Here is a 23,270-nt window from a genome sequence, read left to right as displayed (position 1 = left end):
TTTCTTTACTCGTCCGGCAGAAAAAGTTCCAGTAGCGAATTGAGGAACAGTTTGCCTTTCTCAGTGATCTGCCAGTATTCCGCCGTTTCTGCCAGATAACCTTGTGCCAGGGCCTCGTCCAACTGCGTGCGGATTACGCTTTCATCCAGCCCGGTATAGCGGGTGAATTCCGCACGCGGAGCCGCTTCCAGCAGACGGAAACGGTTCATAAAGAACTCGAACGGCCGGTCGTGATCTGCCACTTCGTGCAGCTTGTCGCAGTATTCGCCGCGCATAAAGCCGCGTGGATGCTTGGTTTTGCTGGTGCGCAGAATTCGGCCATCGGCAAAGGTCAGTTTGCCGTGTGCGCCGCAGCCAATCCCCAGATAATCGCCAAACCGCCAGTAGTTGAGGTTGTGTTGGCACTGATAGCCCGGTTTTGCGTAGGCCGAGGTTTCGTATTGCTGATAACCGGCGGCGCTCAGCAGTTCGTGCCCTTGCTGATAGATATCCCACAGCGCGTCATCGTCCGGCAGCACCGGCGGGCGCGAACTGAACAGGGTATTCGGTTCAATGGTGAGTTGATACCACGACAGGTGCGGCGGATTCAGGGCAATCGCTTGGCGCAGATCGTCCAGAGCTTCTGCCAGCGATTGATCCGGCAGGCCGTGCATCAGATCGAGATTAAAACTGCGCAGGCCCAAACCGGTGGCCAGATGCGCCGCGCGCTTGGCCTCATCCGGCCCGTGTATCCGCCCCAGACGGGTTAACTTCTCGGCGCTGAAACTCTGCACGCCAATCGAAATGCGGTTCACACCGGCGCGTTGATAGCCACTGAAGCGATCGGCTTCCACGGTGCCGGGGTTGGCTTCCATGGTGATCTCCGCATCGGCAGCCACGTGAATGCGTGCGCGTACTCCGTCCAGCAATGCCTGCATGGCTTCGGCACTCAGCAGGCTTGGCGTGCCACCGCCAATGAAGATGGTGCTGATTTCACGGCCGCTGGTGAGCGGCAGATCGGCATCCAGATCGGCCAGCAGATGATCGACGTATTCCTGATGCGGCACTTCGCCTTTTAAGGCGTGCGAGTTGAAATCGCAGTATGGGCATTTCTGCACGCACCAGGGAATATGGATATACAGGCTGAGCGGCGGCAGTTGCACGGCTTTAGCTGGCATTACGCAGGGCTTCCAACATCAGTTTCAATGCCTGACCACGGTGTGAGATTGCACTTTTCTTCTCGCGCGACAGCTCAGCCGCCGTGCAGCCCAGTTCCGGCACGTAGAAAATAGGATCGTAACCAAAGCCGCCTTCGCCCGCAGACTCAAAGGTCACTTCACCGGCCCAGGTACCGTGGAACACCAGCGGGGTTGGATCATCCGCATGGCGCATATAGACCAGTACGCAGTGGAACTGTGCCGCGCGTTGGCCTGCTGGCACATCTTTCAGCGCTACCAGCAGTTTATCCAGATTCTGCTGGTCGCTGGCATCGACGCCTGCGTAGCGAGCGGAATAAATGCCCGGCGCGCCACCCAGAGCATCTACTGCCAGGCCAGAATCGTCGGCAATGGCTGGCAGACCGGTGATCTGCGCGGCATGGCGGGCTTTCAGAATGGCGTTTTCAATAAACGTCAGGCCGGTTTCTTCGGCAGAGTCTACGCCCAGTTCGGTTTGTGCCACCACGTCCAGGCCGAAATCGGCGAGCAGGCTGGCGAGTTCACGCACTTTTCCGGGGTTTCCGGTGGCAAGAACGACTTTTTGCATGATGATTACCTTGGAAATTATTCAATAAGCGCAGCAATCGCGGCAGGGATCTGTTGCGGATTGATGATGCGTAACTGCTTGTGCCGCCCCAACTCGCCCTTCTCGATGATAACGTTGCTTTTCGCCACCTTGAACTGCTTGGCAATAAACTTGATCAAGTGAGCGTTGGCCTGGCCATCAACCGGCGGGGCGGTGATGGCGACTTTTATCTCGTCGCCATGCAGGCCGATAATCTGGTCGCGGCTGGCTTTCGGCTGAATATAAAGCCTGATAGCCAGCCCGTCCAGCACGGGGGTCACTGCACTCACAGCAGGAACCAGAGCTCGCCGAACAGATCCATCCCCAGGTAGTTGATGAGATACAGGATCAGAATCACCACCATCGCGGAAAAATCAATGCCGCCCATTGCCGGGATCACGCGGCGGATTGGCGACATCAGTGGCTCGGTGAGTTGATGCATCACATAATCGATCGGGCTGCGGCCCTGGCTGATCCAGCTCATCAGCGCACGGATAATCATCACCCAGAAGATCAGGTAACCGGCGGATTTAATCAGCGAGATCAGGCCAAACAGCAGATTGTACGGGCTGAGCGACATAGCTCCACCCTGAATCAGCAACAGGAGCGGATACTTGATGGTCATCAGCAAAAATGCCACCAGCAACGACGCGCTGTCTACCGGCCCAAGCGACGGAATGATGCGGCGCAACGGGCCGACTATCGGCTGAGTGATTTTCACCACAAACTGCGAGAACGGGTTATAAAAGTCAGTGCGCGTTAATTGCATCCAGATGCGCAGCAACAGCACCATCACGTAAATATCAACAACGGTTTTGACCAGGAAAGTCAGCGTTAGCATGTGAGTTACCCTTCTCCTTAACTCTTGGTTATCCCTTGTGTCTTTCGGGCAGTAACTGCCAGAAATTCAGTCGGTAGCGTTAAAATAGCTTTTCCATTTCCTGCGCGCGGGAAACGGCAGCCTGCATCGCTTTGGCGACGGTTTCAGGCAGTTGTTGTTCGTTGAACACCCGCAGTGCTTCCGCGGTGGTTCCCCCTTTGGATGTCACCTGCTCACGCAGCGTAGACAAGGGTACTTCCGGGTTGGCTGCGGCCAGCGCGGCGGCACCAATGGCTGCCTGCTGCACCAGTTCGCGTGCTGCGGTGCTGCTAAAGCCCATGCGTTCGGCTTCCTGCTGCATCGCATCCATAAACAGGAAAAAATAGGCCGGAGCGCTGCCTGCGGCGGCAATCACCCCATTAATCCCACTTTCGTCGTCAACCCAACACACTTTCCCGACCGAACTCATCAGATCGCGGGTGTAATCGCGATCCTGCTGGTTGACCTGAGAAGGGGCATACAGCCCGCTCATACCTTCCCCCACCAAAGAAGGGGTGTTGGGCATAATGCGCACGATGTTCAGCGGTTCCCCCAGCATCTGATAGAAACGGCTGACCAGAATCCCGGCTGCGATGGAGAGCACCAGCTTGCCAGAAAAATTAACCTGTTCCTGCAAAGGTTTACACACATCTGCCATCATTTGCGGTTTTACTGCCAGCACCACCACATCGGCGGCCTGTGCGCAACTGATGTTATCCGCGCTGCTGATAACGCCATAGTCAGCAGCCAGCGCGTCACGGTTTTTGGCCGAAGGGGCGCAAACGCTGATGGATTTTGCTGGATAGCCCCCAGCAACCAGGCCAGCAATGATAGCGCGTGCCATATTACCGGCACCAATAAAGGTAATCTTGCGATGTTGCATCAAATCCCTCGTTAATTCAGTTGCGCCCATCAAGCCTGCGAGTAGTCACGGGCTCCAAAAATGGCGGTGCCAATACGCACCATGGTGCTGCCAGCCTCGATGGCGGCGGCCATATCGTCGGTCATGCCCATCGACAGCGTATCCACCTGCGGATAGCACTGCTTGAGGGCCTGGAAAGCATCGTTCATCTGGCCAAAAACCGCCAGTTGGCGCTGATAATCAGCTTCCGGTGCCGGGATCGCCATTAGGCCGCGCAACGTCAGGTTAGGCAATGCGGCGATGGTCTCAGCCAATACCGGCAGCTCATCCAATACAATGCCAGATTTGCTCTGCTCATCGCTGATATTTATTTGGATCAGCACATTGAGCGGCGGCATCCCCGCCGGGCGTTGATCGTTCAGGCGCTGAGCGATACGCAGGCGATCAAGGGTATGACACCAGGCAAAGTTTTCTGCCACCAGTTTGCTTTTGTTGGATTGCAACGGGCCGATAAAGTGCCATTCCAAACCTGCTCCTTCCGGCAATGAGGAAAAATGCTGGATCTTGTCCACCCCTTCCTGCACGTAATTTTCGCCGAATGCGTGCTGGCCAGCGGCGATGGCTTCTGCGATCGCCGCCACAGGCTTGGTTTTACTGACTGCAAGCAATATCACTTCTTCTGGAGCACGTGCGCAGCGTTGAGCTGCCGCAGCAATACGGCTCCTGACATCCTGCAGATTCTGTTGGATAGTGCTCATTGTTGACCCAGGAGATTGATATGGATATCGATGAATTTGTGGCGCTTAGTGTAAAGCATAATGCCTCCGATCTGCACCTTTGTACCGGTCATCTGCCCATGTTACGCATTGATGGTGAACTTAAGGCCGTGGAAGAGGCCGAAACCGTTTCGCCATCGCAGATGGCAAGCTGGTGCGAAACCTTGTTAACTCAAGAACAGCGGCAGCAGTTACAGCACAATGGCCAGCTCGATCTGGCGCTGGCATTGGCGGGTGGGATTCGCCTGCGTGCCAATTTCTTTTTGCAAAACGGCGGGCTGTCCGTGGCGTTACGGCGGATTGCCAGCGAGTGCCCGACCTTGGTCGAATTGGGCACTCCCGAAATTATTCCGGCGCTGGTGCAGCGGGAAGATGGCCTGATCCTGGTCACCGGAGCCACCGGCAGCGGTAAATCCACCACGCTGGCGGCGATGATCGACTTTATCAATCGGCATCAGCGCCGCCATATACTGACGCTGGAAGATCCTATTGAGTTTATCCATCACAGCCAGCGCTCGCTGATCCAGCAGCGCGAGCTGGGGCGCGATACGCACAGCTTTGATGAAGCGTTACGGGCGGCGCTGCGTGAAGATCCTGATGTGATCCTGCTGGGGGAACTGCGTGATACCACCACCATCCGCTTGGCGCTGACCGCGGCAGAAACTGGTCATCTGGTGCTGGCAACGCTGCATACCCGCAGTGCGCCGCAGGCGGTAGAACGGCTGGTGGATGTGTTCCCGGCAGAAGAAAAGCCCTATGTCCGCGCACAGTTGGCCAGCAGCCTGCAGGCGGTGATTGCGCAAAAGCTGTTGAGCAAACCGGGGGGAGGGCGAGTTGCTATTTATGAGATCCTGACCGCCACGGCCGCCGTGAGCAGCATGATCCGCGAAGGTAAAACGCACCAGCTTGCCAGCGTATTGCAAACCGGTGCGCAGTCAGGCATGCAGACCTTTGAACAGGGGTTGCAGCAGCGTATTCAGGCCGGGTTGCTCAGCGGGGCAGCTTAGGTGAGGTGGTTAACCCAGTTGTTGTTCGAACCAGCTTTCCAGAATAACCACGGCGGAAGCAGAGTCGACGCTGCCTTTGTCCAGCGCGCGGAAACCACCGCGATCGAACAGATGGGCGCGAGCCTCAACGGTACTCAGGCGTTCATCATGCAGGGCGATCTGCACGCCAAACCGGCCATGCAGGCGGTTGGCAAATTTACGTGCGCGTTCGGTGAGTGGTTGTTCGGTGCCGTCCATGTTCAGCGGCAGGCCGACCACCACCAGATCCGGCTGCCACTCTTTCAGCAACCGCTCAATTTTTTGCCAGTCTGGCGTGCCGTCCTGCGCTTTAAAGGCGGCTAACGCCCGAGCCGTGCCGGTAATCTCTTGGCCGATGGCGGCACCGATGCTTTTGGTGCCGAAGTCGAAGGCAATAATGGTGCGGCTGGTCATCAGGCGTGTCCTGCTTGGTTGGCAATGCTGCGAATATCGATGCCAAGGCGGTTCGCCGCCTCGCGCCAGCGGCTAGCGATCGGCGTATGGAACAAAATATCGATGTCGGCTTCGGTGGTCAGCCAGGCGTTCTCCAAAACTTCCTGTTCCAGTTGGCCTTCTTCCCAGCCAGCATAACCGAGCGCCACTAATACGTCTTTGGGTTGATCTGGGGTTCCGAGGGTTTCCAGCACGTCTTTGGAGGTGGTGATCATGGTTTGCGGCGATATCTGAATGCTTGAAGCGAATCCTTGACGCGGCGAGTGCAGAATAAAACCACGATCGTCAGCCAGTGGCCCACCGGCAAACACCGGTTTATCCAGGTTGATAGCGGGATCGCGCGGTGAAGGCTCGATTTGGAGTTTGCTCAACACCGACTCCACCGTGAACTGCTCCACGGGTTTGTTGATGACTAACCCCATGGCGCCGCTTTCATTATGCTCACAAATGTATATCACCGAACGTTTGAAGCGCGGATCTTGCATCCCAGGCATGGCAATAAGGAAGTGATGCTGTAAATTCATGTCGTTATACAAGGCGTTATCGATTAGAGAATAAACAACCGTCAGTATGCGGTTATACCCGCCATACTTCAAGTTGCGTTATTTGGGGCGGTGGCATGTGAACCCCAAGAGAGTCCTGAGGTTCACCAAGCTTAGGTTAGACAGGCGTCGGCTTATTTGGCCGCAAGACGTTTTTCAATGGCGTCCATCAGCATACCGGTGACGGAAACCGGGAAGGCGGCTTCGATTTCACGGGCACAGGTTGGGCTGGTGACGTTGATTTCGGTGAGACGATCGCCGATCACATCCAAGCCAACAAAAATCAGGCCTTTTTCTTTCAGCGTTGGCGCAACCGCACGGGCAATTTTCCAGTCGCTTTCGCTCAGCGGACGAGGCTCACCACGGCCACCAGCCGCCAGATTGCCGCGGGTTTCGCCCTGGGCAGGAATACGCGCCAGGCAATAAGGCACCGGTTCGCCATCCACCACCAGAATACGTTTATCCCCGTCCTTGATGGCTGGCAGGAAGTTTTGCGCCATGCAGAAGCGGCTGCCGTGCTCGGTCAGGGTTTCGATAATCACCGACAGGTTAGGATCGTCCTGTTTCACGCGGAAGATCGAGGCTCCACCCATGCCGTCTAACGGTTTGAGGATGATGTCGCTATGCTGCTGGTGGAATTTACGGATATGCGCTGCGCTGCGGCTGACCAGCGTGTCTGGCGTCAGTTCCGGGAACCAGGCGGTGAACAGTTTCTCGTTACAGTCGCGCAGGCTTTGCGGTTTGTTGACCACCAGCGTGCCTTTCACTTCGGCGCGCTCCAAAATGTAGGTGGCGTAGATGTATTCGGTATCGAAAGGCGGATCTTTGCGCATTAGGATCACGTCCAGATCCTGCAACGCCAGATCTTGTTCGGCTTCAAAGCTGAACCAGCTCTCTTTATCTTCTTTTACGCTCAACAGGCGCGTACGGGCGCGGCCATCACCGGCGTGCAGGTAGAGATCGTTCATCTCCATGTAATGCAGTTCCCAACCGCGGCGCTGTGCTTCGAGCAGCATGGCGAAGCTGGTGTCTTTCTTGATATTGATGGAGGTAATAGGGTCCATCACGATGCCGAGCTTAATCATTTTTTCTCCTTACGAACCGGTGTCAACAGGCTCTTAGCCCAGGTCGCCGAAACGGACCTGCAAAGCGGTAATTGCGGTAAGCGCTGTGGTTTCTGTACGCAAAACGCGTGGCCCCAGCAGAATATCAGTAAATCCGTAACCTGTAGTCATGGCGATTTCTTCGGCGGATAGCCCGCCTTCCGGTCCAATCAACAGACGAACGTGGTCCACCGGCAGCGGTAGCGTGTTGATGCTCTGGCTGGCTCGTGGGTGCAGGTTCAGTTTCAGGCTGCCATCCTGCTCTGCGCACCAGGCTTCTAGCTGCATCGCTTCACGGATTTCCGGGATGCGGTTGCGGCCACATTGCTCACAGGCGGCGATGGCAATTTTTTGCCACTGTTGCAGCTTTTTCGCCAAACGTTCGCCGTCCAGCTTAACGCCGCAGCGTTCGGAAAACAGCGGGGTAATCACGTTCACCCCCAGCTCAATGGATTTCTGGATGGTGAACTCCATCTTTTCGCCGCGCGAGATCACTTGGCCAAGATGCAGATTGAGTGGCGATTCGCGATCCTCAATCTGCCCGGCGCTGACGCGAACCAGGAGGTTCTTTTTATTCACCTGGGTGATTTCGGCGTCGAACACCTGATTGCTGCCATCGAACAGCTGCAACGCCTGCCCGGCGCTCATACGCAGCACGCGGCCAACGTGGTTGGTGGCATCCTCGCTCAACGCGATTTCGGCATTGGCGCTTAAAAGGTCTGGATGGTAAATGCGGGGTATACGCATAGTGATTATCAGATCCTGGCTCGATGAAACGGCGCTGCCAGCGGGCAGCGCGAAAGCTCTATAGTAGGTCAGCCTTTTCGCTGCTGACAAGCTTGTTGAATATAAGGGTTATGGTTGCCCTGGATCTGTGCGATGCGTGCTTCTCGCGTACATTCCCAGGGGGTTGCCGGGTATTGGCGGTTCCAGGCTTCAAACAGTTGGGTTTGTTGACGCGAGAGCTGTAACTGATAGCGATCGCGCATATAAAAGTAGGTACGGGCAATGGCGCCGCGCGCTCGTGCCGGTGGCTCGGCCTGTTTATTTTTGAAATCCACTTTCATTGGGCACTGGCCATATTGGCCTTCACCGCCGCGCCATTGGCTGTACATGAAGTTGTTGCGATCGCCATTCACTTCTCCAATAGCGGGTTGCAGGTTATGCAGGTCAGTTTCTATCTGGCGGTAAAGCGGGTCTTTGTTGCAGTTTTTACGCCCGCCGTCTTGCCAGCATTGCAACTGGTGGCCGAACTGCCAGGCCGGGACTACGTGTTCCCATTCAATCCGTTCGGCGCGCTGGGCACTTTTACGCACCTGATAGCCACAGCTGTTGAGGTCGGGAATGCCTTTTTTGCCCTGCCAGTCGATCTTGCAGCCACAATAGAAACTGCCGGGGGCATCCTGATTGATCTTGACCGCTGCGGCTTTGGCTTGGGTGAAGTTATTGATTTGCGCCTGCGCGCTGCCTGAGGAAATCAAGACCACCATAAATAAAATTTTGCGAAGCATATTCCAAAAACACCTGAAAGCGGAAAAGCGGGCAGGGTAGCGGAAGTAACCAGTGGGCGCAAATGGTGATAACGGCTTGTTCCAGGAAGGTATCAGATTGTCTATTAACGGTTTTCGTTAAGCAGAGAGCGCAGTTTTTCGCCGCATTGACGGCAACGATACTCACTCTCGCCGCGTAACACGCGATTATGGCGACGCACGGTTAACTGGTGCTGCTGACAGGCGCACTGATAGGGGAAAGTTTTGCTCTGTACCGAGCTGATTTCAAACTGATGGGTACGGCTGGCGGGCACTTGCAGCACGTTTTCCATCATCCAGCGCCATTCGCGGCCATGCGGTGGCACACGGCCAAACTGGCGAAATACCAGCAGATGGGCCAGTTCATGGGGCACAACTTCGTCGATAAACGGCTGCTGGTTTTCGATCAGCAAGACCGGGTTAAGGCGGATTTCCCAGGCTTGCAGCCAGGCAGTCCCCGCGCTGGTGCCGCGTTGCTGGTAGACGATCTTCGGCTCAGGGAATTCGATAGCAAAATGCTGGCATGCCAACTGCAGTTTGGCCCGCAGGCAGCGCATCACCGCTTGTTGCAGCGCAATAGGGATTCTTACTCTGTTCATTGTGGTTAGCTTAAGCAATGGCGTAACGGCTGGCAACTGTAGAACCTGTTAAGCCGTTATTTCCCCACAATGATAACCCGATCGACCCGTGTGGATTGTAATCAATGTGTTAACTGCGGGATAATAAAGCGTGCAGGATGAGTCTGTACCCGCAGTGCTCACCGGATAAAGTCAGAAAAGCGCCCGTAGTCATAATTCCCTACGTTAATAAAGGTATAGCGGCGGTTTTGCGATTTGGCGCAATAACTTACTACCTAAAAATACGTAAGGTGTGGGAAGTTTTTTTGACGCAGCGCGCCCGAGTACGCTGAGTGAGTGTGAATTTAACGCAGCTGATGTTGCAAGTGAGAGATTAATGTCGAATAAACCGTTCCATTATCAAGATCCGTTCCCGCTGAAGAAAGACGATACCGAATATTATCTGCTAAGCCGTGAGCACGTTTCTGTCGGCGAGTTTGAAGGCCAGGAAATCCTCAAAGTTGCCCCGCAAGCCCTGACCCTCCTCGCCCAGCACGCTTTCCACGACGCTTCATTTATGCTGCGCCCGGCGCACCAACAGCAGGTAGCGGATATCCTCAGCGATCCCGAAGCCAGTGAAAACGACAAGTACGTTGCGCTGCAATTTTTACGTAACTCAGAGATCGCCGCCAAGGGGATTTTGCCAACCTGCCAGGATACCGGCACTGCGATTATCGTCGGCAAAAAAGGCCAACGCGTCTGGACCGGCGGTAGTGATGAAGAAGCCCTGTCGCGCGGGGTGTACAACACCTTTATCGAAGATAACCTGCGTTATTCGCAAAACGCCGCGTTGGATATGTATAAAGAGGTCAATACCGGCAGCAACCTGCCAGCGCAGATCGATCTCTACAGCGTGGATGGCGAAGAGTATAAATTCCTGTGCATCGCTAAAGGCGGTGGCTCGGCCAACAAGACCTATCTGTATCAGGAAACCAAAGCGCTGCTGTCACCGGGTAAACTGAAAGATTATCTGGTGGATAAAATGCGCACGCTCGGCACCGCCGCTTGCCCGCCGTACCATGTCGCCTTTGTGATCGGCGGTACTTCGGCTGAAGCGACGCTGAAAACCGTGAAACTGGCTTCGACCAAATACTACGATGGCCTGCCAACCGAAGGTAACGAACACGGTCAGGCGTTCCGCGATGTCGCCTTGGAACAGGAACTGCTGAAAGAAGCGCAAAACCTGGGGTTAGGGGCTCAGTTCGGCGGTAAATACTTCGCGCACGACGTGCGTGTGGTGCGCCTGCCGCGCCACGGTGCCTCCTGCCCGGTCGGGATGGGGGTTTCCTGCTCGGCTGACCGCAATATCAAAGGCAAGATCAACCGCGAAGGGATCTGGCTGGAGAAACTGGAGCACAACCCAGGCAAATTTATTCCGCAGGAACTGCGTCAGGCTGGCGAAGGGGAAGCGGTCAAGATCGATCTTAACCGCCCGATGGCCGAGATCCTTAAGCAACTGTCGCAGTATCCGGTCTCGACCCGCCTTTCCCTCAGCGGAACCATCATTGTCGGGCGCGATATTGCGCACGCCAAACTGAAAGAGCGCTTGGATCGTGGTGAAGGTTTGCCACAATACGTGAAAGATCACCCGATCTACTACGCGGGCCCGGCCAAAACACCAGAAGGGTACGCATCCGGTTCGTTGGGGCCAACCACGGCAGGCCGTATGGATTCGTACGTCGATCTGTTGCAGTCGCACGGTGGCAGCATGATCATGCTGGCCAAAGGCAACCGCAGCCAGCAGGTGACTGACGCTTGCCATAAACACGGTGGGTTCTACCTCGGCAGCATCGGCGGCCCGGCCGCAGTATTGGCGCAGCAGAGCATCAAGAGCCTGGAGTGTGTGGAATATCCTGAACTGGGGATGGAAGCGATCTGGAAGATTGAAGTGGAAGACTTCCCGGCCTTTATCCTGGTGGATGATAAGGGCAATGACTTCTTCCAGAAGATCCAGGAATCACAGTGTACGCGTTGCGTGAAATAACCTGATAGATAGCCGCCCGGTAGCGGGCGGCTTATGGATAAACCCGCAGTTAAACCCCGCCTAAACACCAATCCATCAGCGAATCTGATTCTTCTGTTGCACAATATCTGCCATCACGGCCAGCGCGATCTCCGCCGGGGTTTTACTGCCAAGCGGCAGGCCGATAGGGGCATGGATACGTGCGAGATCCTGAGTGCTGAATTCAGCAATCTGTTGCAGCCGTTGGCGGCGGCGATCGCTGTTGCGTTGGGAGCCCATCGCACCAATGTAAAACGCCGGGGTGTAGATAGCCTCCATCAGCGTTAAATCATCCATGCGCGGATCGTGGGTCAGCGCCACGATCGCGGTATTGGCGTGGCAGCCCCCTTCTTCAATGAATTTTGCTGGAAATTGGCGCAGTAAAGTGATGTGAGGTTTTAGCTGGCTGGCGAAGTTCTCCAGCGCTTCTGGCCGGTTTTCGCATACCAGAACCTCGAAGCCTAATGCGCTGGCAAAATCGGCGCAAAACAGGGCGACGCTGGAAAGCCCGGCAATCAGCAACCTTGGCGCAGCGGCGATATGTAAGGTGATCGTCTGCTGGTTGCGCATGACTTGGGTTGTACTGGCAAAGTGGGTAGTTTCCAAACTGCTACAGGCATCGGGTAAGGTCAGGCGTTTGACCAATGTATGGTGACCGGCCAATGCTTCGGCAATGGTACGCATGTAATTGATGCTGGCTGCCCCAGGGGGCAAGCGCTCGATCAAAACGTCCAGAACGCCGCCGCAAGGGAGGGCAACGCTGGGGGCCAGCCCCTCTGCGCCGTAGCGGATCACCTGGCTGGCGGCTTGATATTCACCGGCGGCCAGGCGGCGTAGAAAGTCTTCTTCCACACAGCCACCGGACAGTGAACCACAATAATGTCCGTCGCGGGTTGCCACCATCAGCGCTCCGGGGGAGCGTGGGGAGGAACCGTAGGTGTTCAGTACGGTACACAGCCACACCGGCTGCTGTTCTAGCCAATTTATCGCCTGGCTGACTACGGTGATATCAAGGTGTTGCATGAGTGAATTGACTCGTTGGCTGCCAGCGGTGATGGCAGAAGTTTATGTTCAAATGCTGCGGTTTGAATTTACCTACCTGGATAAAGCGTTCACTACGTTCGGTAGCCATCATCACAATGTCTGTTGCCATCTCGTCTACCTGTTGTTGCGCAAATTACGCTCATAGCAAAGAATTTAAGTGTTTTTTATCTGTAATTTTTTTGAAACCAGTATGTTAATTCTTACATAAAATCGCTTATAAGCATATGCTTATAGCGCCTGCAGCAAGGTTACTCGCGTTTGCGCAACGAACCTGTTGATAAAAAAAGAATTACCCTTGATCCCCCAGTAACGGTGTTATTAGCCGCAGAGGGTGATTGTGGGTACACAAAGATGTGAAGGATATTTTATGAGCAATTTTAACCCGTCGCGGCGCCGCTTTATCAAAGGTGCCGTGATTGCAGGGATATCTGTTTACCTCGCCCCCCTCTACAGCCGTGCCTATGCTGCGCTGTTTGAGCAGAGGATCCTGCAATCGCCAAACTGGGATGCGCATGCCAGACGCATCCGTTACCGTATTGATGGCCGCTCCAAGGTAATGGGGCAGAAAGTGTTTGCTCGCGACATCCGTGCTGTTGATATGCCGCATTGGCCGCAAAAGCAGGCGCATGCCTTTATTCTCAGAGTAACGAAAGCCGATCGCTTGTTTAGCGGCATCGATCTTTCTCTGCTAGGTGACGATCTGCAACCGGATCGCCTGGTGACGGCAGAAGATCTGGCGCGTGACGGCCTGGCCTTCCCGGAATTCTATGGCGACGACATGCTGCTGCCGACGGGGAAAACCCCAGCCTATCTCGGCCAAGCGGTGGCGATCCTGATCTATCATGATTTTGCCCGTTTCCGCTTTGCTAAAGACAAGCTGAAATTCCGCGATGAAGTGATCCAATATGGCAGTGAAACCGGCCCGTTAGAGCGCGATCCTTGGGGCAGTTTCCGCTATGTGCGCGTTGGTGGAGATAAATCTTCTGATGACGATCGCTTCTCCAGCCTGAAAGACAGCCCGATCTTCCCGTTGGCGATGCGAAGGCACTTGCCAGTGTGGCCGGAAGGGCGCGAGGGCGGCAAACTGGATCAGGAGGGCATGTATTACGCCGGTATGATCAACCAGCAACTGCAAACTCCACCTGCGGACTGGCTGGTCATGTCACGCCGCTATACCACGCAATCTGCTGATACTTCTGCGTTAGAACCAGATAACGCCAACGGTTGGTTTGATAGCGCAACCCAAACTCTGCATCTGGTGATCCCGACCCAGTCTCCGCAAGAGGTGGCTGAACAAATGCCGCGCATGTTGGCCAAACGCCATCAGCCGGTAAAACAGCTGATCCTGCACCCTTGCTATACCGTCGGTTATGGATCAAAAGATCACTATAACTTCCCGTATTACGGTGCCGTTGCGGCGTTATATGGTGATGGATTGCCGGTACGGCTGGCCAATGACCGCTTCGAGCAGTTCCAGACATCAATTAAGCGTCACGCTTTCGATATGAACTACCGTATTGCGGTAAATAAGCAAACCGGCGTGTTGCAAGCGTTTCAAGGCGCGATGACGGCAGACGGCGGTGGGCGCAGCAACTTTACGCCTTCGGTGGTGATGGTAGCGGCCACGGCGGCACAGTCGATTTACTATTTCCCGAAAAGCGACCTTTCCGCCGTGGGGTTGGCATCGCGCGCCATTGATGCTGGCTCTGCCCGTGGTTATGGCACTCTGCAAAGCATGGCTGCCACCGAAATGATGATCGATGAGCTGGCGGAGGAGCTGAAACTCGATCCGATCGAGTTCCGTTTGCGCAACGTGCTCAAGTCCGGCATGAAAAATACGCAAGGTGCGATCCCGGCGGGGGCTATTCGTGCCGACGAGGTGCTGGAAAAGGCCGCTCAGCATGAAATGTGGCTTAAACGTGCCGAGCGCAAGGTGGAGTTTGAACGGCAAAACCCAGGTAAACGCTATGGCGTAGGCTTTGGTTGCGTACAAAAAGACTTTGGCACCGGGGCCGAAACTTCCTTTGCCCGGGTGGAACTGAGTGAAGATGGGCATATCACTCTACACCACAGCGGGGCAGAGATGGGTACCGGTATGTCGACCTCTCAGTCAGTGCTGTGTGCGCAATGGTTGGGTAAACCGGCGGACGAAGCTCATTTCTCGGTGACCGATTGGTCATTACTGCCGATGGTGACCAGCGGCGATCCTTACCTGATGTCGCAGGAAGAGCAGGACAAGCTGCAAACCAACCCCAATTGGACACCCAGCTATTGCTCACCTTCCAGCGCCAGTAACTCCGCTTACTATTTCTCTCACAGTACGCGTGAAGCAGCACGCGTGGTGTTTGAACAAGGGATATGGCCAGCTGCGTTGGCGATCTGGCAATCCGGCATTGGTGGTGGCCAGGCGGCCCCGTTGGTGGTGCGCAAAGAAGACGCTCGCTGGGTTGAAGGGGGCTTAACGGCGGCGGGGATGCAGATCTTGCCGCTGGAGTTGTTAGCGAAGAAAGCCCACGAGATGGGCGTTCTCACCGGCGCGGTAGTGCATGTGTTTAACCGCTGGCAGTGGGCTGAAGCAGAATTCATGCTGAATAATCAAAGCGAGCGTTTGCCGATCGACGGGCTGGCGGTGCGCATGGGTGGCGGTGAGTTCAAGACTTTGGCGCGTGAGCAGATTTTTTATCCACCGACCCAGCGTAATAACGCCGCAGTGACCTATTACAGCGCCGTTGGCACGTTGGCGGAAGTGGCCGTGGATATCGCTACCGGCAAGGTTGAACTCTTAAACCACCATTCGATTATGGAGTGCGGCAACCTGATTGTGCCTGAGCTGGTTTCTGGTCAGTTGCAGGGAGGGTTAGCGATGGGGATCGGCCATGCGCTGCATGAGTACCACCCATTATACGAAGACGGGCCGGGTAACGGCACCTGGAACTTTAACCGTTACCATTTACCGCGCGCCAGCGATGTGGCGGTCTGGAAGCAGAGCGGTGATATCCTGCCTGCGTTGTCGGAAACCGATCCACCGAAAGGGATGGCGGAAGTAGTGATGATTCCGGTGGTGGCTGCGCTGGTTAACGCCATTGCCCATGCTACCGGCCATCGTTTCCGTGATTTGCCTGTCCGCGCCGAGAATATTCTTGAGGTATTACCATGAGCATTAAAACCCAGCCCATTACTCTGACCGTTAACGGTAAACAGTTCGGCCCTATCGAAGTGCCGGAAGGGTTGATGATGATCGATTTTCTGCACGAATATCTCGATCTTACCGGTTCGCGCCTCGGTTGTGGCCAAGGGATCTGCCATGCCTGTGTGGCGATCCTCGATCACCCGAGCGGTACCAGCGAAGAGGTTCGCACCTGCATTACCGGCGCGCACTTTTTCAATGGTAAACAAGTGAGAACCGTTGAGGGCCATGCGGCAGTGGATAGTAAAGGGGAAGTGGTTGAACTCTCGCCGATCCAGCAGTCATTCCTTGAGCATTACAGCTTCCAGTGCGGCTATTGCACACCGGGCTTTGTCAATGCGGCGACCATTTTTGTTGAGCAGCTAAAGCGTGAGCCGATCCCGCGTGAACAGTTGGAAGACGCGATTGCACAGGCTTTGGAGAATCACATTTGCCGCTGCACCGGCTACGTGCGTTATTACGAAGCGGTGCGTGACGTGGTGTTGAAAACGCCTGGCTTGCTTAAGGAGACGGCGTAATGAAAAAGCGCTTTGCACTGTGGATAGTGCTGATTGCGGCGTTGGTGATCGCCGTATTGTGGTGGCGGGAAAACCGCCGTTATGACGGCCCAGTCCAGCAAGTGACTGCCAGCAGCGAACAGATTGCCCGTGGGCGCTACCTGACTCAGGCTGCCGATTGTGCGGCTTGTCATACCGCTTCTGGCGGCGCGCCACTGGCGGGTGGCTATCCGATGGATACGCCGTTTGGCACGATTTACGGCAGTAACCTGACGCCTTCGGCAGATCACGGCATTGGCCGCTGGACCAAAGATGATTTCTTCCTGGCATTGACCCAAGGGGTTGCTCCAGGGGGGCGCCATTTGTACCCGGCGATGCCTTACACCTCCTACAAAGGGATGTCGCGCGAAGATGCGGATGCCATTTATGCCTATCTGATGTCGCGTCCTGCGGTGGATGTTGCCACGCCGAAAAACGACATGCCATTCCCGTTTAACCAGCGTATGGCGATGATCGGCTGGAATTTGCTGTTCCGTAACAGCGATCCGTTGCCAGCCAGTTCACAGGGATCCTCTGCCGAATGGCTGCGTGGCCGCTATCTTGCCGATGTGCTGGGCCACTGTGGCGAATGCCATACGCCGCGTGGCGTATTCGGGCAGATGGAGTTGAGCAAGTCGATGCAGGGCGGCGATCTGGGGCGGTTTGTCGCACCGGATCTTACGCCAGAAGGGCTGGCACAGCGCGGCTGGACGCCAGAGGATCTGAGCCGTTTCCTCAGTACTGGCATCGCGCCACAGGGTTCTGCTTTCAGCGAAATGCACACGGTGGTCGCGCTCAGTATCGCTCATTTGACGCCGGAAGATCACCGAGCATTGGCAACCTACCTGATGGGCGATAAGCCACCGCAGGCAGTGGCTGCCAAAATTGGGCAGGGCAACGAAGCCGGGCGTATCACTTATCTTGACCAGTGCTCTGCTTGCCATGAGCGTGATGGTGCGGGCAAACCGCATGTGGCAGTGGCAATGCGCGGTAACGCTACGTTACGCCAGCCAGACGGCAAAAATCTGATCGTTTCGGTGTTGGATGGTCTGCCCGCGCAGCAGTTCCCTGGTAACGAAAGCATGCAGCCGATGCCAGGCTTTGCCGATCGGTTGGATGATGCGCAAATTGCCGAGCTGGTCAATTATCTGCGGGTGACCTGGGGAGGATTACCGGGGGATATCACCGCCGAACAGGTGAAGGCACTGCGTAAAGCGCATTAATGACGCGCTATCGCGGTTAAGAAACAGGCTCGCGGGTGCGAGCCTCAGATGGCTGACAAAGCCCGTTATTAGGGAGAGCGTGCCGAAGGGGTCGTAGCGGCGTAAGCCGCCGGAGCGCCCCTTGGTGCGCTAGGCCCGAGTATCTCGGGTTAAAAAGCAATCTCAACGAGCGGCTGTGTTTGCTGCCCGCTGGCTACGCTGTTTGATCGCGTAACCGATACCAAGAATGGCAACCCAAGCTGGGATCAGCAGGACGGAAATCTGGATGCCCGGCGTAAAGTACATGATCACCAGAATCCCAGACAAAAACGCCAGACATAGATAGTTGCTGAACGGATACCAGAAGGCCTTGAACTTCGGCTGCACACCCTCGCGATTTTTGGCCGCACGGAATTTCAGGTGCGCCAGACTGATCATCGCCCAGTTGATCACCAGAGCAGAAACCACCAGAGCCATCAGCAGTTCGAAAGCACGGCCTGGGATCAGGTAGTTAATCAGCACGCACAGCGCGGTTGCCAGTGAAGAAAGACCGATGGCAATGACGGGAACGCCGCGACCATCCACTTTCAGTAAGGCTTTCGGGCCATTGCCCTGTTTTGCCAGGCCGTACAGCATGCGGCTGTTGCAGTAGACGCAGCTGTTATACACCGACAGTGCCGCTGTCAGCACCACGATGTTCAGCACGGTGGCCACCAGGTTGCTGTTCAGCGCGTGGAAGATCAGTACAAACGGGCTGCCGCCTTCTACCACTTTGCCCCAGGGGTAAAGTGACAGCAGAATGGTCAGTGAACCGATATAGAACAGCAGGATACGGTAGATCACCTGATTGGTGGCTTTCGGGATGCTGGTCTCTGGGTTATCGGCTTCGGCAGCGGTGATACCCACCAGTTCCAATCCACCGAAGGAGAACATGATCACTGCCATCGCCATCAGCAGCCCCATGGTGCCGTTCGGGAAGAACCCGCCTTGCGCCCACAGGTTAGTGATGGTGGCTTCCGGGCCGCCCATACCGCTGAACAGCAGGTAGGCACCAAACACGATCATGCCGATAATCGCCACCACTTTGATAATGGCGAACCAGAATTCCATTTCGCCATACACTTTCACGTTGGATAGGTTAATGGCGTTGATGGCGAGGAAGAACACCGCAGCGGAGACCCAGGTTGGGATTTCTGGCCACCAATACTGCACGTAGATACCGACGGCGGTCAGTTCTGCCATCGCTACCAGCACATACAGCACCCAATAGTTCCAACCTGACGCGAAGCCAGCAAAACTTCCCCAGTACTTATAGGCAAAGTGGCTGAAGGAGCCAGCAACCGGCTCTTCCACGACCATTTCACCCAACTGACGCATGATCAGGAAGGCAATAAAACCGCCAATCGCATAGCCAAGAATGACCGATGGACCGGCCATTTTTATTGTTTGAGCGATACCGAGGAATAATCCGGTACCGATAGCGCCACCTAAGGCAATGAGCTGAATATGGCGGTTTTTCAAGCCGCGTTTCAGCTGATCGCCATGTTGTTGACCATCCATCAATAAACCCTCTGTTGTTGCATAACTCTCACGGCTGTAAAGCAATGATTACGATGTGTGTTATTTTTTGTTTACGGTGTTATCGCGATTAATTCCACGGAGCCGCTACCGTTTGGCAAAGAATAATGATAAGCGACAAGGTTTGCACCTGCTTTGTTGTGTGAGTGATTAAGATTGCAGCAGTTTAGGCAACAAAATGCGGGCTGTGTGACGAGGGAAGTGGTTTCGTGCGTGAAGTAAGCAATAAATCACATAAAGCGCAAAAATAGTCATTTTGCTTGTTGAAATAATGGACGCTCAACCGCGTTTGTTGTGGCTGAAATCAGCCACGCCCCGCAGTTTAATCATCGCCTAATCAGGGCCGATGATCGCCTAACCAGAGGTTTCACAAACGTTAAATTCGCCATCTACCTCGTAAATGGTATTACCAAGATTGCGTTATCAGCATGCAGCAGCCTAGAAGCTGAGTTGTTAAAATGTGCGGGAAACCATGATTTCAATCAAGGCCTATATGGACAGCAGGTGAATACTTTGTTACTTTACCGTCACGTTTTTGAAATTGGTATTACCAATTGACTACGCGCCATTCGCAGAGAAGAAATCACTCATGGCCTACAGCAAAATCCGCCAACCCAAGTTGTCAGACGTCATCGAGCAGCAGCTTGAATATCTGATCCTCGAGGGCACGCTACGTCCAGGCGAAAAATTGCCTCCAGAGCGCGAACTGGCGAAACAATTTGATGTTTCCCGCCCTTCTCTGAGAGAGGCAATCCAGCGCCTTGAAGCCAAAGGACTGCTCCTGCGCCGTCAGGGCGGTGGCACCTTTGTACAAACTAATTTGTGGCAGAGCTTCAGCGATCCGCTGGCTGAACTGTTGGCTAACCATCCCGAATCACAATTCGATCTGCTCGAAACCCGTCATGCTCTCGAAGGTATTGCTGCTTATTACGCAGCGCTGCGCGGCACCGACGAAGATCTGGCGCGCATCCGCGATTGCCACCATGTGATTCAGCAGGCTCAGGATAGCGGCGATCTCGACGCCGAAGCCGATGCGGTGATGCAGTATCAAATCGCCGTCACCGAAGCTGCCCATAACGTTGTGTTACTGCACCTGCTGCGCTGCATGGGGCCGATGCTGGAACAGAACGTCCGTCAGAACTTTGAATTGCTCTACTCGCGCCGTGAAATGTTGGCAAAGGTGAGCAGCCATCGCGCCGGGATTTTTGAGGCGATTGTGGCACGCGAGCCGGAAAAGGCCCGTGAAGCCTCGCATCGCCATTTGGCGTTTATCGAGGAAATTTTGCTGGATCTCAGCAGAGAACATACCCGGCGCGATAGATCGCTTCGGCGACTCCAGCAACGCAAGGATTAAGAGCGGCTCTCGGCAGGGTACACCAGCCTGTAGAGATAACGCTCGCAGTGCTTAATTAAGTACTTAAGCGGCAACTAAACTGATGAGCCTGTCTTCGTGTGTTTTGCTTCAGAATGCAGGAAGACAGGCTCCAAACAAACCATTAGACAGATAAGGAATACCACCATGTCAGAACGTTTAAACAATGACGTGGATCCGATCGAAACCCGCGACTGGCTGCAGGCGATCGAATCGGTCATCCGTGAAGAGGGTGTTGAGCGAGCTCAGTTTCTGATTGATCAGGTTCTGGGAGAAGCTCGCAAAGGCGGTGTTAAGGTTGCGGCAGGATCGGCAGCTAACCACTACGTCAACACCATCGCGGTAGAAGACGAACCTGAATACCCAGGTAATCTGGATCTGGAACGCCGCATTCGTTCAGCGATCCGCTGGAACGCCGTGATGACCGTGCTGCGTGCGTCCAAAAAAGATCTGGATCTGGGCGGCCACATGGCTTCTTTCCAGTCTTCCGCGACCTTCTATGAAGTCTGCTTTAACCACTTCTTCCGTGCGCGCAACGAGAAAGACGGCGGCGATCTGGTGTATTTCCAGGGCCACATCTCTCCGGGCGTTTATGCACGTGCCTTCCTTGAAGGCCGCCTGACCGAAGAACAAATGAATAACTTCCGCCAGGAAGTTCACGGCAAAGGCCTGTCTTCTTACCCGCATCCAAAACTGATGCCGGAATTCTGGCAGTTCCCGACCGTTTCCATGGGCCTGGGCCCAATCAGCGCCATCTATCAGGCCAAGTTCCTGAAATACCTGGAGCACCGTGGCCTGAAAGACACCTCTGGCCAGACCGTGTATGCCTTCCTGGGCGACGGCGAGATGGACGAACCGGAATCCAAAGGGGCGATTACCATCGCTACCCGCGAGAAGTTGGACAACCTGGTGTTCGTCATCAACTGTAACCTGCAACGCCTGGACGGCCCGGTTACCGGTAACGGCAAGATCATCAACGAGCTGGAAGGCATCTTCGCCGGTGCTGGCTGGCAGGTGCTGAAAGTGATCTGGGGCGGCCGTTGGGATGAACTGCTGCGTAAAGACACCAGCGGTAAGCTGGTGCAGTTGATGGGCGAAACGCTGGACGGCGACTATCAGACCTTCAAATCCAAAGACGGCGCTTACGTGCGTGAGCACTTCTTCGGCCGTTACCCGGAAACCGCCGCGTTGGTGAAAGACATGACTGACGACGAAATCTGGGCACTGAACCGTGGTGGTCACGATCCGAAGAAAGTCTATGCCGCACTGAAAAAAGCGCAGGAAACCAAAGGTAAAGCCACCGTGATCCTGGCCCATACCATCAAAGGTTACGGCATGGGTGAAACGGCGGAAGGTAAAAACATCGCTCACCAGGTGAAGAAAATGAACATGGAAGGGGTTCACCACTTCCGCGATCGTTTCAATGTGCCGGTTGCCGATGCGGATATCGAAAAGCTGCCACTGATTACCTTCGATAAAGATTCTGAAGAATACAAATATCTGCACGAACGTCGTCAGGCGCTGCATGGCTATGTGCCAACCCGCTTGCCTGCGTTCACCCAGAAGCTGGAAATGCCCGCGCTGGCAGACTTCAACTCCCTGTTGGAAGAGCAGAATAAAGAAATCTCTACCACCATCGCCTTCGTGCGCGCCCTCAACGTGATGCTGAAGAACCCGTCGATCAAAGATCGCCTGGTGCCAATCATTGCTGACGAAGCGCGTACCTTCGGGATGGAAGGTCTGTTCCGCCAGATCGGTATCTACAGCCCGAACGGCCAGCAGTACACCCCGCAGGACCGTGAGCAGGTGGCGTACTACAAAGAAGACGAGAAAGGCCAGATCCTGCAGGAAGGGATCAACGAACTGGGCGCAGCTTCTTCATGGCTGGCCGCAGCGACTTCCTACAGCACCAACGATCTGCCAATGATCCCGTTCTACATCTACTACTCGATGTTCGGGTTCCAGCGCATCGGTGACCTGTGCTGGTTGGCTGGTGACCAACAGGCGCGTGGCTTCCTGATCGGCGGGACTTCAGGCCGTACTACCCTGAACGGGGAAGGTTTGCAGCACGAAGATGGCCACAGCCACATTCAGTCGCTGACTATCCCTAACTGCATCTCTTACGATCCGGCCTACGCGTATGAAGTGGCGGTGATCATGCATGACGGCCTGGTACGTATGTACGGCGACGCGCAGGAAAACGTCTACTACTACCTGACTACGCTGAACGAAAACTACCATATGCCTGCGATGCCACAGGGCGCAGAAGAGGGTATCCGTAAGGGTATCTACAAGCTGGAAACGCTGGCTGGCAGCAAAGGTAAAGTACAGTTGCTGGGCTCTGGCTCGATCCTGCGTCACGTGCGTGAAGCCGCACAGATCCTGGCGAAAGACTACGGCGTGGGTTCTGACACCTACAGCGTAACCTCCTTCACCGAGCTGGCACGCGATGGCCAGGACTGTGAGCGTTGGAACATGCTGCACCCAACCGAAACCCCACGCGTACCTTACATCGCCCAGGTGATGAACGATGCGCCGGCGGTGGCGTCTACCGATTACATGAAACTGTTCGCAGAACAGGTTCGTACTTACGTTCCTGCCAGCGATTATCGCGTACTGGGTACAGACGGTTTCGGTCGTTCTGACAGCCGTGAAAATCTGCGTCACCACTTTGAAGTTGATGCTTCTTACGTGGTGGTTGCTGCACTGGGTGAACTGGCCAAACGCGGTGAGATTGAAGCTTCTGTGGTAGCTGATGCGATTAAGAAATTCGACATCAACCCAGAAAAAGTCAACCCACGTCTGGCATAAGAGGTAAATAG

The 23,270-nt window shown here is 55.1% G+C and carries 22 protein-coding genes; 8 read left to right on the top strand and 14 right to left on the bottom strand.

Annotated elements, in window-relative coordinates; genetic code table 11:
- Nucleotides 1-5: 5 nt before the first annotated feature.
- The 6 genes from hemW to ACX1CU_RS19680 all read right to left on the bottom strand — a co-directional run bounded on the left by hemW (nucleotide 6) and on the right by ACX1CU_RS19680 (nucleotide 4,240).
- Entirely contained in the window at nucleotides 6-1,157 is a 1,152-nt protein-coding gene (hemW, locus tag ACX1CU_RS19705) for a radical SAM family heme chaperone HemW (protein ID WP_459399915.1), read from the bottom strand.
- Nucleotides 1,147-1,743: an XTP/dITP diphosphatase gene (locus ACX1CU_RS19700; RefSeq protein ID WP_459399914.1), complete on the bottom strand. Its 597-nt coding sequence runs from the start codon at nucleotides 1,741-1,743 to the stop codon at nucleotides 1,147-1,149. The genes hemW and ACX1CU_RS19700 overlap by 11 nt, the downstream gene beginning before the upstream one ends.
- A gap of 17 nt (nucleotides 1,744-1,760) precedes the next feature.
- Nucleotides 1,761-2,051 carry a DUF167 family protein YggU gene (yggU, locus tag ACX1CU_RS19695; protein ID WP_459399913.1) on the bottom strand — a complete coding sequence of 97 codons (291 nt, stop codon included), beginning with the start codon at nucleotides 2,049-2,051 and terminating at the stop codon, nucleotides 1,761-1,763.
- Nucleotides 2,048-2,602, bottom strand: a complete 555-nt coding sequence (locus ACX1CU_RS19690) for a YggT family protein (protein WP_459399912.1) — start codon at nucleotides 2,600-2,602, stop codon at nucleotides 2,048-2,050. Before ACX1CU_RS19690 ends, yggU begins: the two co-directional genes overlap by 4 nt.
- 79 nt (nucleotides 2,603-2,681) lie before the next feature.
- Nucleotides 2,682-3,503 (bottom strand): pyrroline-5-carboxylate reductase, encoded by an 822-nt coding sequence (proC, locus tag ACX1CU_RS19685; RefSeq protein ID WP_459399911.1) that lies wholly within the window; start codon nucleotides 3,501-3,503, stop codon nucleotides 2,682-2,684.
- 29 nt (nucleotides 3,504-3,532) lie between these two features.
- Nucleotides 3,533-4,240, bottom strand: a complete 708-nt coding sequence (locus ACX1CU_RS19680; protein WP_459399910.1) for a YggS family pyridoxal phosphate-dependent enzyme — start codon at nucleotides 4,238-4,240, stop codon at nucleotides 3,533-3,535.
- Nucleotides 4,241-4,260: 20 nt separating this feature from the next.
- Here ACX1CU_RS19680 and ACX1CU_RS19675 point away from each other — a divergent pair, with 20 nt between their 5' ends.
- The gene (locus ACX1CU_RS19675) at nucleotides 4,261-5,265 is read left to right on the top strand and encodes a type IV pilus twitching motility protein PilT (RefSeq protein ID WP_459399909.1); all 1,005 of its coding nucleotides are present in this window, start codon (nucleotides 4,261-4,263) and stop codon (nucleotides 5,263-5,265) included.
- A 9-nt stretch (nucleotides 5,266-5,274) separates the two neighbouring features.
- Here ACX1CU_RS19675 and ruvX read toward each other — a convergent pair whose 3' ends face one another.
- The 6 genes from ruvX to ACX1CU_RS19645 all read right to left on the bottom strand — a co-directional run bounded on the left by ruvX (nucleotide 5,275) and on the right by ACX1CU_RS19645 (nucleotide 9,509).
- Nucleotides 5,275-5,697, bottom strand: a complete 423-nt coding sequence (gene ruvX / locus ACX1CU_RS19670; protein WP_459399908.1) for a Holliday junction resolvase RuvX — start codon at nucleotides 5,695-5,697, stop codon at nucleotides 5,275-5,277.
- The gene (locus ACX1CU_RS19665) at nucleotides 5,697-6,260 is read right to left on the bottom strand and encodes a YqgE/AlgH family protein (protein WP_459399907.1); all 564 of its coding nucleotides are present in this window, start codon (nucleotides 6,258-6,260) and stop codon (nucleotides 5,697-5,699) included. The genes ruvX and ACX1CU_RS19665 overlap by 1 nt, the downstream gene beginning before the upstream one ends.
- Before the next feature lie 152 nt (nucleotides 6,261-6,412).
- Complete coding sequence (gene gshB / locus ACX1CU_RS19660; protein WP_459399906.1) at nucleotides 6,413-7,363, bottom strand: glutathione synthase; 951 nt, start codon at nucleotides 7,361-7,363, stop codon at nucleotides 6,413-6,415.
- Between the two features lie 33 nt (nucleotides 7,364-7,396).
- Nucleotides 7,397-8,128: a 16S rRNA (uracil(1498)-N(3))-methyltransferase gene (gene rsmE / locus ACX1CU_RS19655; protein ID WP_459399905.1), complete on the bottom strand. Its 732-nt coding sequence runs from the start codon at nucleotides 8,126-8,128 to the stop codon at nucleotides 7,397-7,399.
- A gap of 68 nt (nucleotides 8,129-8,196) precedes the next feature.
- A complete protein-coding gene (gene endA / locus ACX1CU_RS19650) occupies nucleotides 8,197-8,892 on the bottom strand; it encodes a deoxyribonuclease I (protein WP_459399904.1) in 696 nt (231 codons plus the stop codon).
- A 104-nt stretch (nucleotides 8,893-8,996) separates the two neighbouring features.
- On the bottom strand, nucleotides 8,997-9,509 hold the full coding sequence (locus ACX1CU_RS19645) for a SprT family zinc-dependent metalloprotease (RefSeq protein ID WP_459399903.1): 513 nt from the start codon (nucleotides 9,507-9,509) through the stop codon (nucleotides 8,997-8,999).
- Between the two features lie 355 nt (nucleotides 9,510-9,864).
- Here ACX1CU_RS19645 and fumA point away from each other — a divergent pair, with 355 nt between their 5' ends.
- Entirely contained in the window at nucleotides 9,865-11,511 is a 1,647-nt protein-coding gene (gene fumA / locus ACX1CU_RS19640) for a class I fumarate hydratase FumA (protein WP_459399902.1), read from the top strand.
- Between the two features lie 75 nt (nucleotides 11,512-11,586).
- Here fumA and ACX1CU_RS19635 read toward each other — a convergent pair whose 3' ends face one another.
- Entirely contained in the window at nucleotides 11,587-12,552 is a 966-nt protein-coding gene (locus ACX1CU_RS19635; RefSeq protein ID WP_459399901.1) for an XdhC family protein, read from the bottom strand.
- Here ACX1CU_RS19635 and ACX1CU_RS19630 point away from each other — a divergent pair.
- The 4 genes from ACX1CU_RS19630 (at nucleotide 12,551) to ACX1CU_RS19615 (ending at nucleotide 17,519) form a co-directional block, all read left to right on the top strand.
- On the top strand, nucleotides 12,551-12,718 hold the full coding sequence (locus tag ACX1CU_RS19630; protein ID WP_459399900.1) for a hypothetical protein: 168 nt from the start codon (nucleotides 12,551-12,553) through the stop codon (nucleotides 12,716-12,718). The two genes, ACX1CU_RS19635 and ACX1CU_RS19630, sit on opposite strands and share 2 nt — an antisense overlap.
- A 222-nt stretch (nucleotides 12,719-12,940) precedes the next feature.
- The gene (locus tag ACX1CU_RS19625; protein WP_459399899.1) at nucleotides 12,941-15,730 is read left to right on the top strand and encodes a xanthine dehydrogenase family protein molybdopterin-binding subunit; all 2,790 of its coding nucleotides are present in this window, start codon (nucleotides 12,941-12,943) and stop codon (nucleotides 15,728-15,730) included.
- Nucleotides 15,727-16,278 carry a (2Fe-2S)-binding protein gene (locus ACX1CU_RS19620; RefSeq protein WP_459399898.1) on the top strand — a complete coding sequence of 184 codons (552 nt, stop codon included), beginning with the start codon at nucleotides 15,727-15,729 and terminating at the stop codon, nucleotides 16,276-16,278. Before ACX1CU_RS19625 ends, ACX1CU_RS19620 begins: the two co-directional genes overlap by 4 nt.
- The gene (locus ACX1CU_RS19615; RefSeq protein ID WP_459399897.1) at nucleotides 16,278-17,519 is read left to right on the top strand and encodes a c-type cytochrome; all 1,242 of its coding nucleotides are present in this window, start codon (nucleotides 16,278-16,280) and stop codon (nucleotides 17,517-17,519) included. The genes ACX1CU_RS19620 and ACX1CU_RS19615 overlap by 1 nt, the downstream gene beginning before the upstream one ends.
- Before the next feature lie 162 nt (nucleotides 17,520-17,681).
- On the opposite strand, the gene ACX1CU_RS19610 is transcribed toward ACX1CU_RS19615, so the two are convergent.
- On the bottom strand, nucleotides 17,682-19,058 hold the full coding sequence (locus tag ACX1CU_RS19610) for an amino acid permease (protein WP_459399896.1): 1,377 nt from the start codon (nucleotides 19,056-19,058) through the stop codon (nucleotides 17,682-17,684).
- 607 nt (nucleotides 19,059-19,665) lie between these two features.
- Here ACX1CU_RS19610 and pdhR point away from each other — a divergent pair.
- Both pdhR and aceE read left to right on the top strand, forming a co-directional pair.
- Nucleotides 19,666-20,430, top strand: a complete 765-nt coding sequence (pdhR, locus tag ACX1CU_RS19605; protein ID WP_459399895.1) for a pyruvate dehydrogenase complex transcriptional repressor PdhR — start codon at nucleotides 19,666-19,668, stop codon at nucleotides 20,428-20,430.
- A 165-nt stretch (nucleotides 20,431-20,595) separates the two neighbouring features.
- Nucleotides 20,596-23,259 carry a pyruvate dehydrogenase (acetyl-transferring), homodimeric type gene (aceE, locus tag ACX1CU_RS19600; RefSeq protein WP_459399894.1) on the top strand — a complete coding sequence of 888 codons (2,664 nt, stop codon included), beginning with the start codon at nucleotides 20,596-20,598 and terminating at the stop codon, nucleotides 23,257-23,259.
- Nucleotides 23,260-23,270: the final 11 nt, after the last annotated feature.

The organism is Serratia sp. D1N4 (assembly GCF_054552755.1).
The sequence above is the reverse complement of the archived record's forward strand: the minus strand, read 5'-3'. Positions and strand labels throughout refer to the sequence as shown.

What these genes read in the sequence shown, in the direction of transcription:
- ACX1CU_RS19635 (WP_459399901.1), bottom strand. Translation starts at nt 12,552, where the DNA reads ATGCAACACCTTGATATCACCGTAGTCAGCCAGGCGATAAATTGGCTA.
- ACX1CU_RS19690 (WP_459399912.1), bottom strand. Translation starts at nt 2,602, where the DNA reads ATGCTAACGCTGACTTTCCTGGTCAAAACCGTTGTTGATATTTACGTG.
- ACX1CU_RS19680 (WP_459399910.1), bottom strand. Translation starts at nt 4,240, where the DNA reads ATGAGCACTATCCAACAGAATCTGCAGGATGTCAGGAGCCGTATTGCT.
- gshB (WP_459399906.1), bottom strand. Translation starts at nt 7,363, where the DNA reads ATGATTAAGCTCGGCATCGTGATGGACCCTATTACCTCCATCAATATC.
- ACX1CU_RS19675 (WP_459399909.1), top strand. Translation starts at nt 4,261, where the DNA reads ATGGATATCGATGAATTTGTGGCGCTTAGTGTAAAGCATAATGCCTCC.
- ACX1CU_RS19700 (WP_459399914.1), bottom strand. Translation starts at nt 1,743, where the DNA reads ATGCAAAAAGTCGTTCTTGCCACCGGAAACCCCGGAAAAGTGCGTGAA.
- endA (WP_459399904.1), bottom strand. Translation starts at nt 8,892, where the DNA reads ATGCTTCGCAAAATTTTATTTATGGTGGTCTTGATTTCCTCAGGCAGC.
- ACX1CU_RS19645 (WP_459399903.1), bottom strand. Translation starts at nt 9,509, where the DNA reads ATGAACAGAGTAAGAATCCCTATTGCGCTGCAACAAGCGGTGATGCGC.
- ACX1CU_RS19630 (WP_459399900.1), top strand. Translation starts at nt 12,551, where the DNA reads ATGAGTGAATTGACTCGTTGGCTGCCAGCGGTGATGGCAGAAGTTTAT.
- ACX1CU_RS19620 (WP_459399898.1), top strand. Translation starts at nt 15,727, where the DNA reads ATGAGCATTAAAACCCAGCCCATTACTCTGACCGTTAACGGTAAACAG.
- ACX1CU_RS19615 (WP_459399897.1), top strand. Translation starts at nt 16,278, where the DNA reads ATGAAAAAGCGCTTTGCACTGTGGATAGTGCTGATTGCGGCGTTGGTG.
- pdhR (WP_459399895.1), top strand. Translation starts at nt 19,666, where the DNA reads ATGGCCTACAGCAAAATCCGCCAACCCAAGTTGTCAGACGTCATCGAG.
- ACX1CU_RS19610 (WP_459399896.1), bottom strand. Translation starts at nt 19,058, where the DNA reads ATGGATGGTCAACAACATGGCGATCAGCTGAAACGCGGCTTGAAAAAC.
- fumA (WP_459399902.1), top strand. Translation starts at nt 9,865, where the DNA reads ATGTCGAATAAACCGTTCCATTATCAAGATCCGTTCCCGCTGAAGAAA.
- ACX1CU_RS19625 (WP_459399899.1), top strand. Translation starts at nt 12,941, where the DNA reads ATGAGCAATTTTAACCCGTCGCGGCGCCGCTTTATCAAAGGTGCCGTG.
- ACX1CU_RS19665 (WP_459399907.1), bottom strand. Translation starts at nt 6,260, where the DNA reads ATGAATTTACAGCATCACTTCCTTATTGCCATGCCTGGGATGCAAGAT.
- hemW (WP_459399915.1), bottom strand. Translation starts at nt 1,157, where the DNA reads ATGCCAGCTAAAGCCGTGCAACTGCCGCCGCTCAGCCTGTATATCCAT.
- aceE (WP_459399894.1), top strand. Translation starts at nt 20,596, where the DNA reads ATGTCAGAACGTTTAAACAATGACGTGGATCCGATCGAAACCCGCGAC.
- ruvX (WP_459399908.1), bottom strand. Translation starts at nt 5,697, where the DNA reads ATGACCAGCCGCACCATTATTGCCTTCGACTTCGGCACCAAAAGCATC.
- rsmE (WP_459399905.1), bottom strand. Translation starts at nt 8,128, where the DNA reads ATGCGTATACCCCGCATTTACCATCCAGACCTTTTAAGCGCCAATGCC.
- proC (WP_459399911.1), bottom strand. Translation starts at nt 3,503, where the DNA reads ATGCAACATCGCAAGATTACCTTTATTGGTGCCGGTAATATGGCACGC.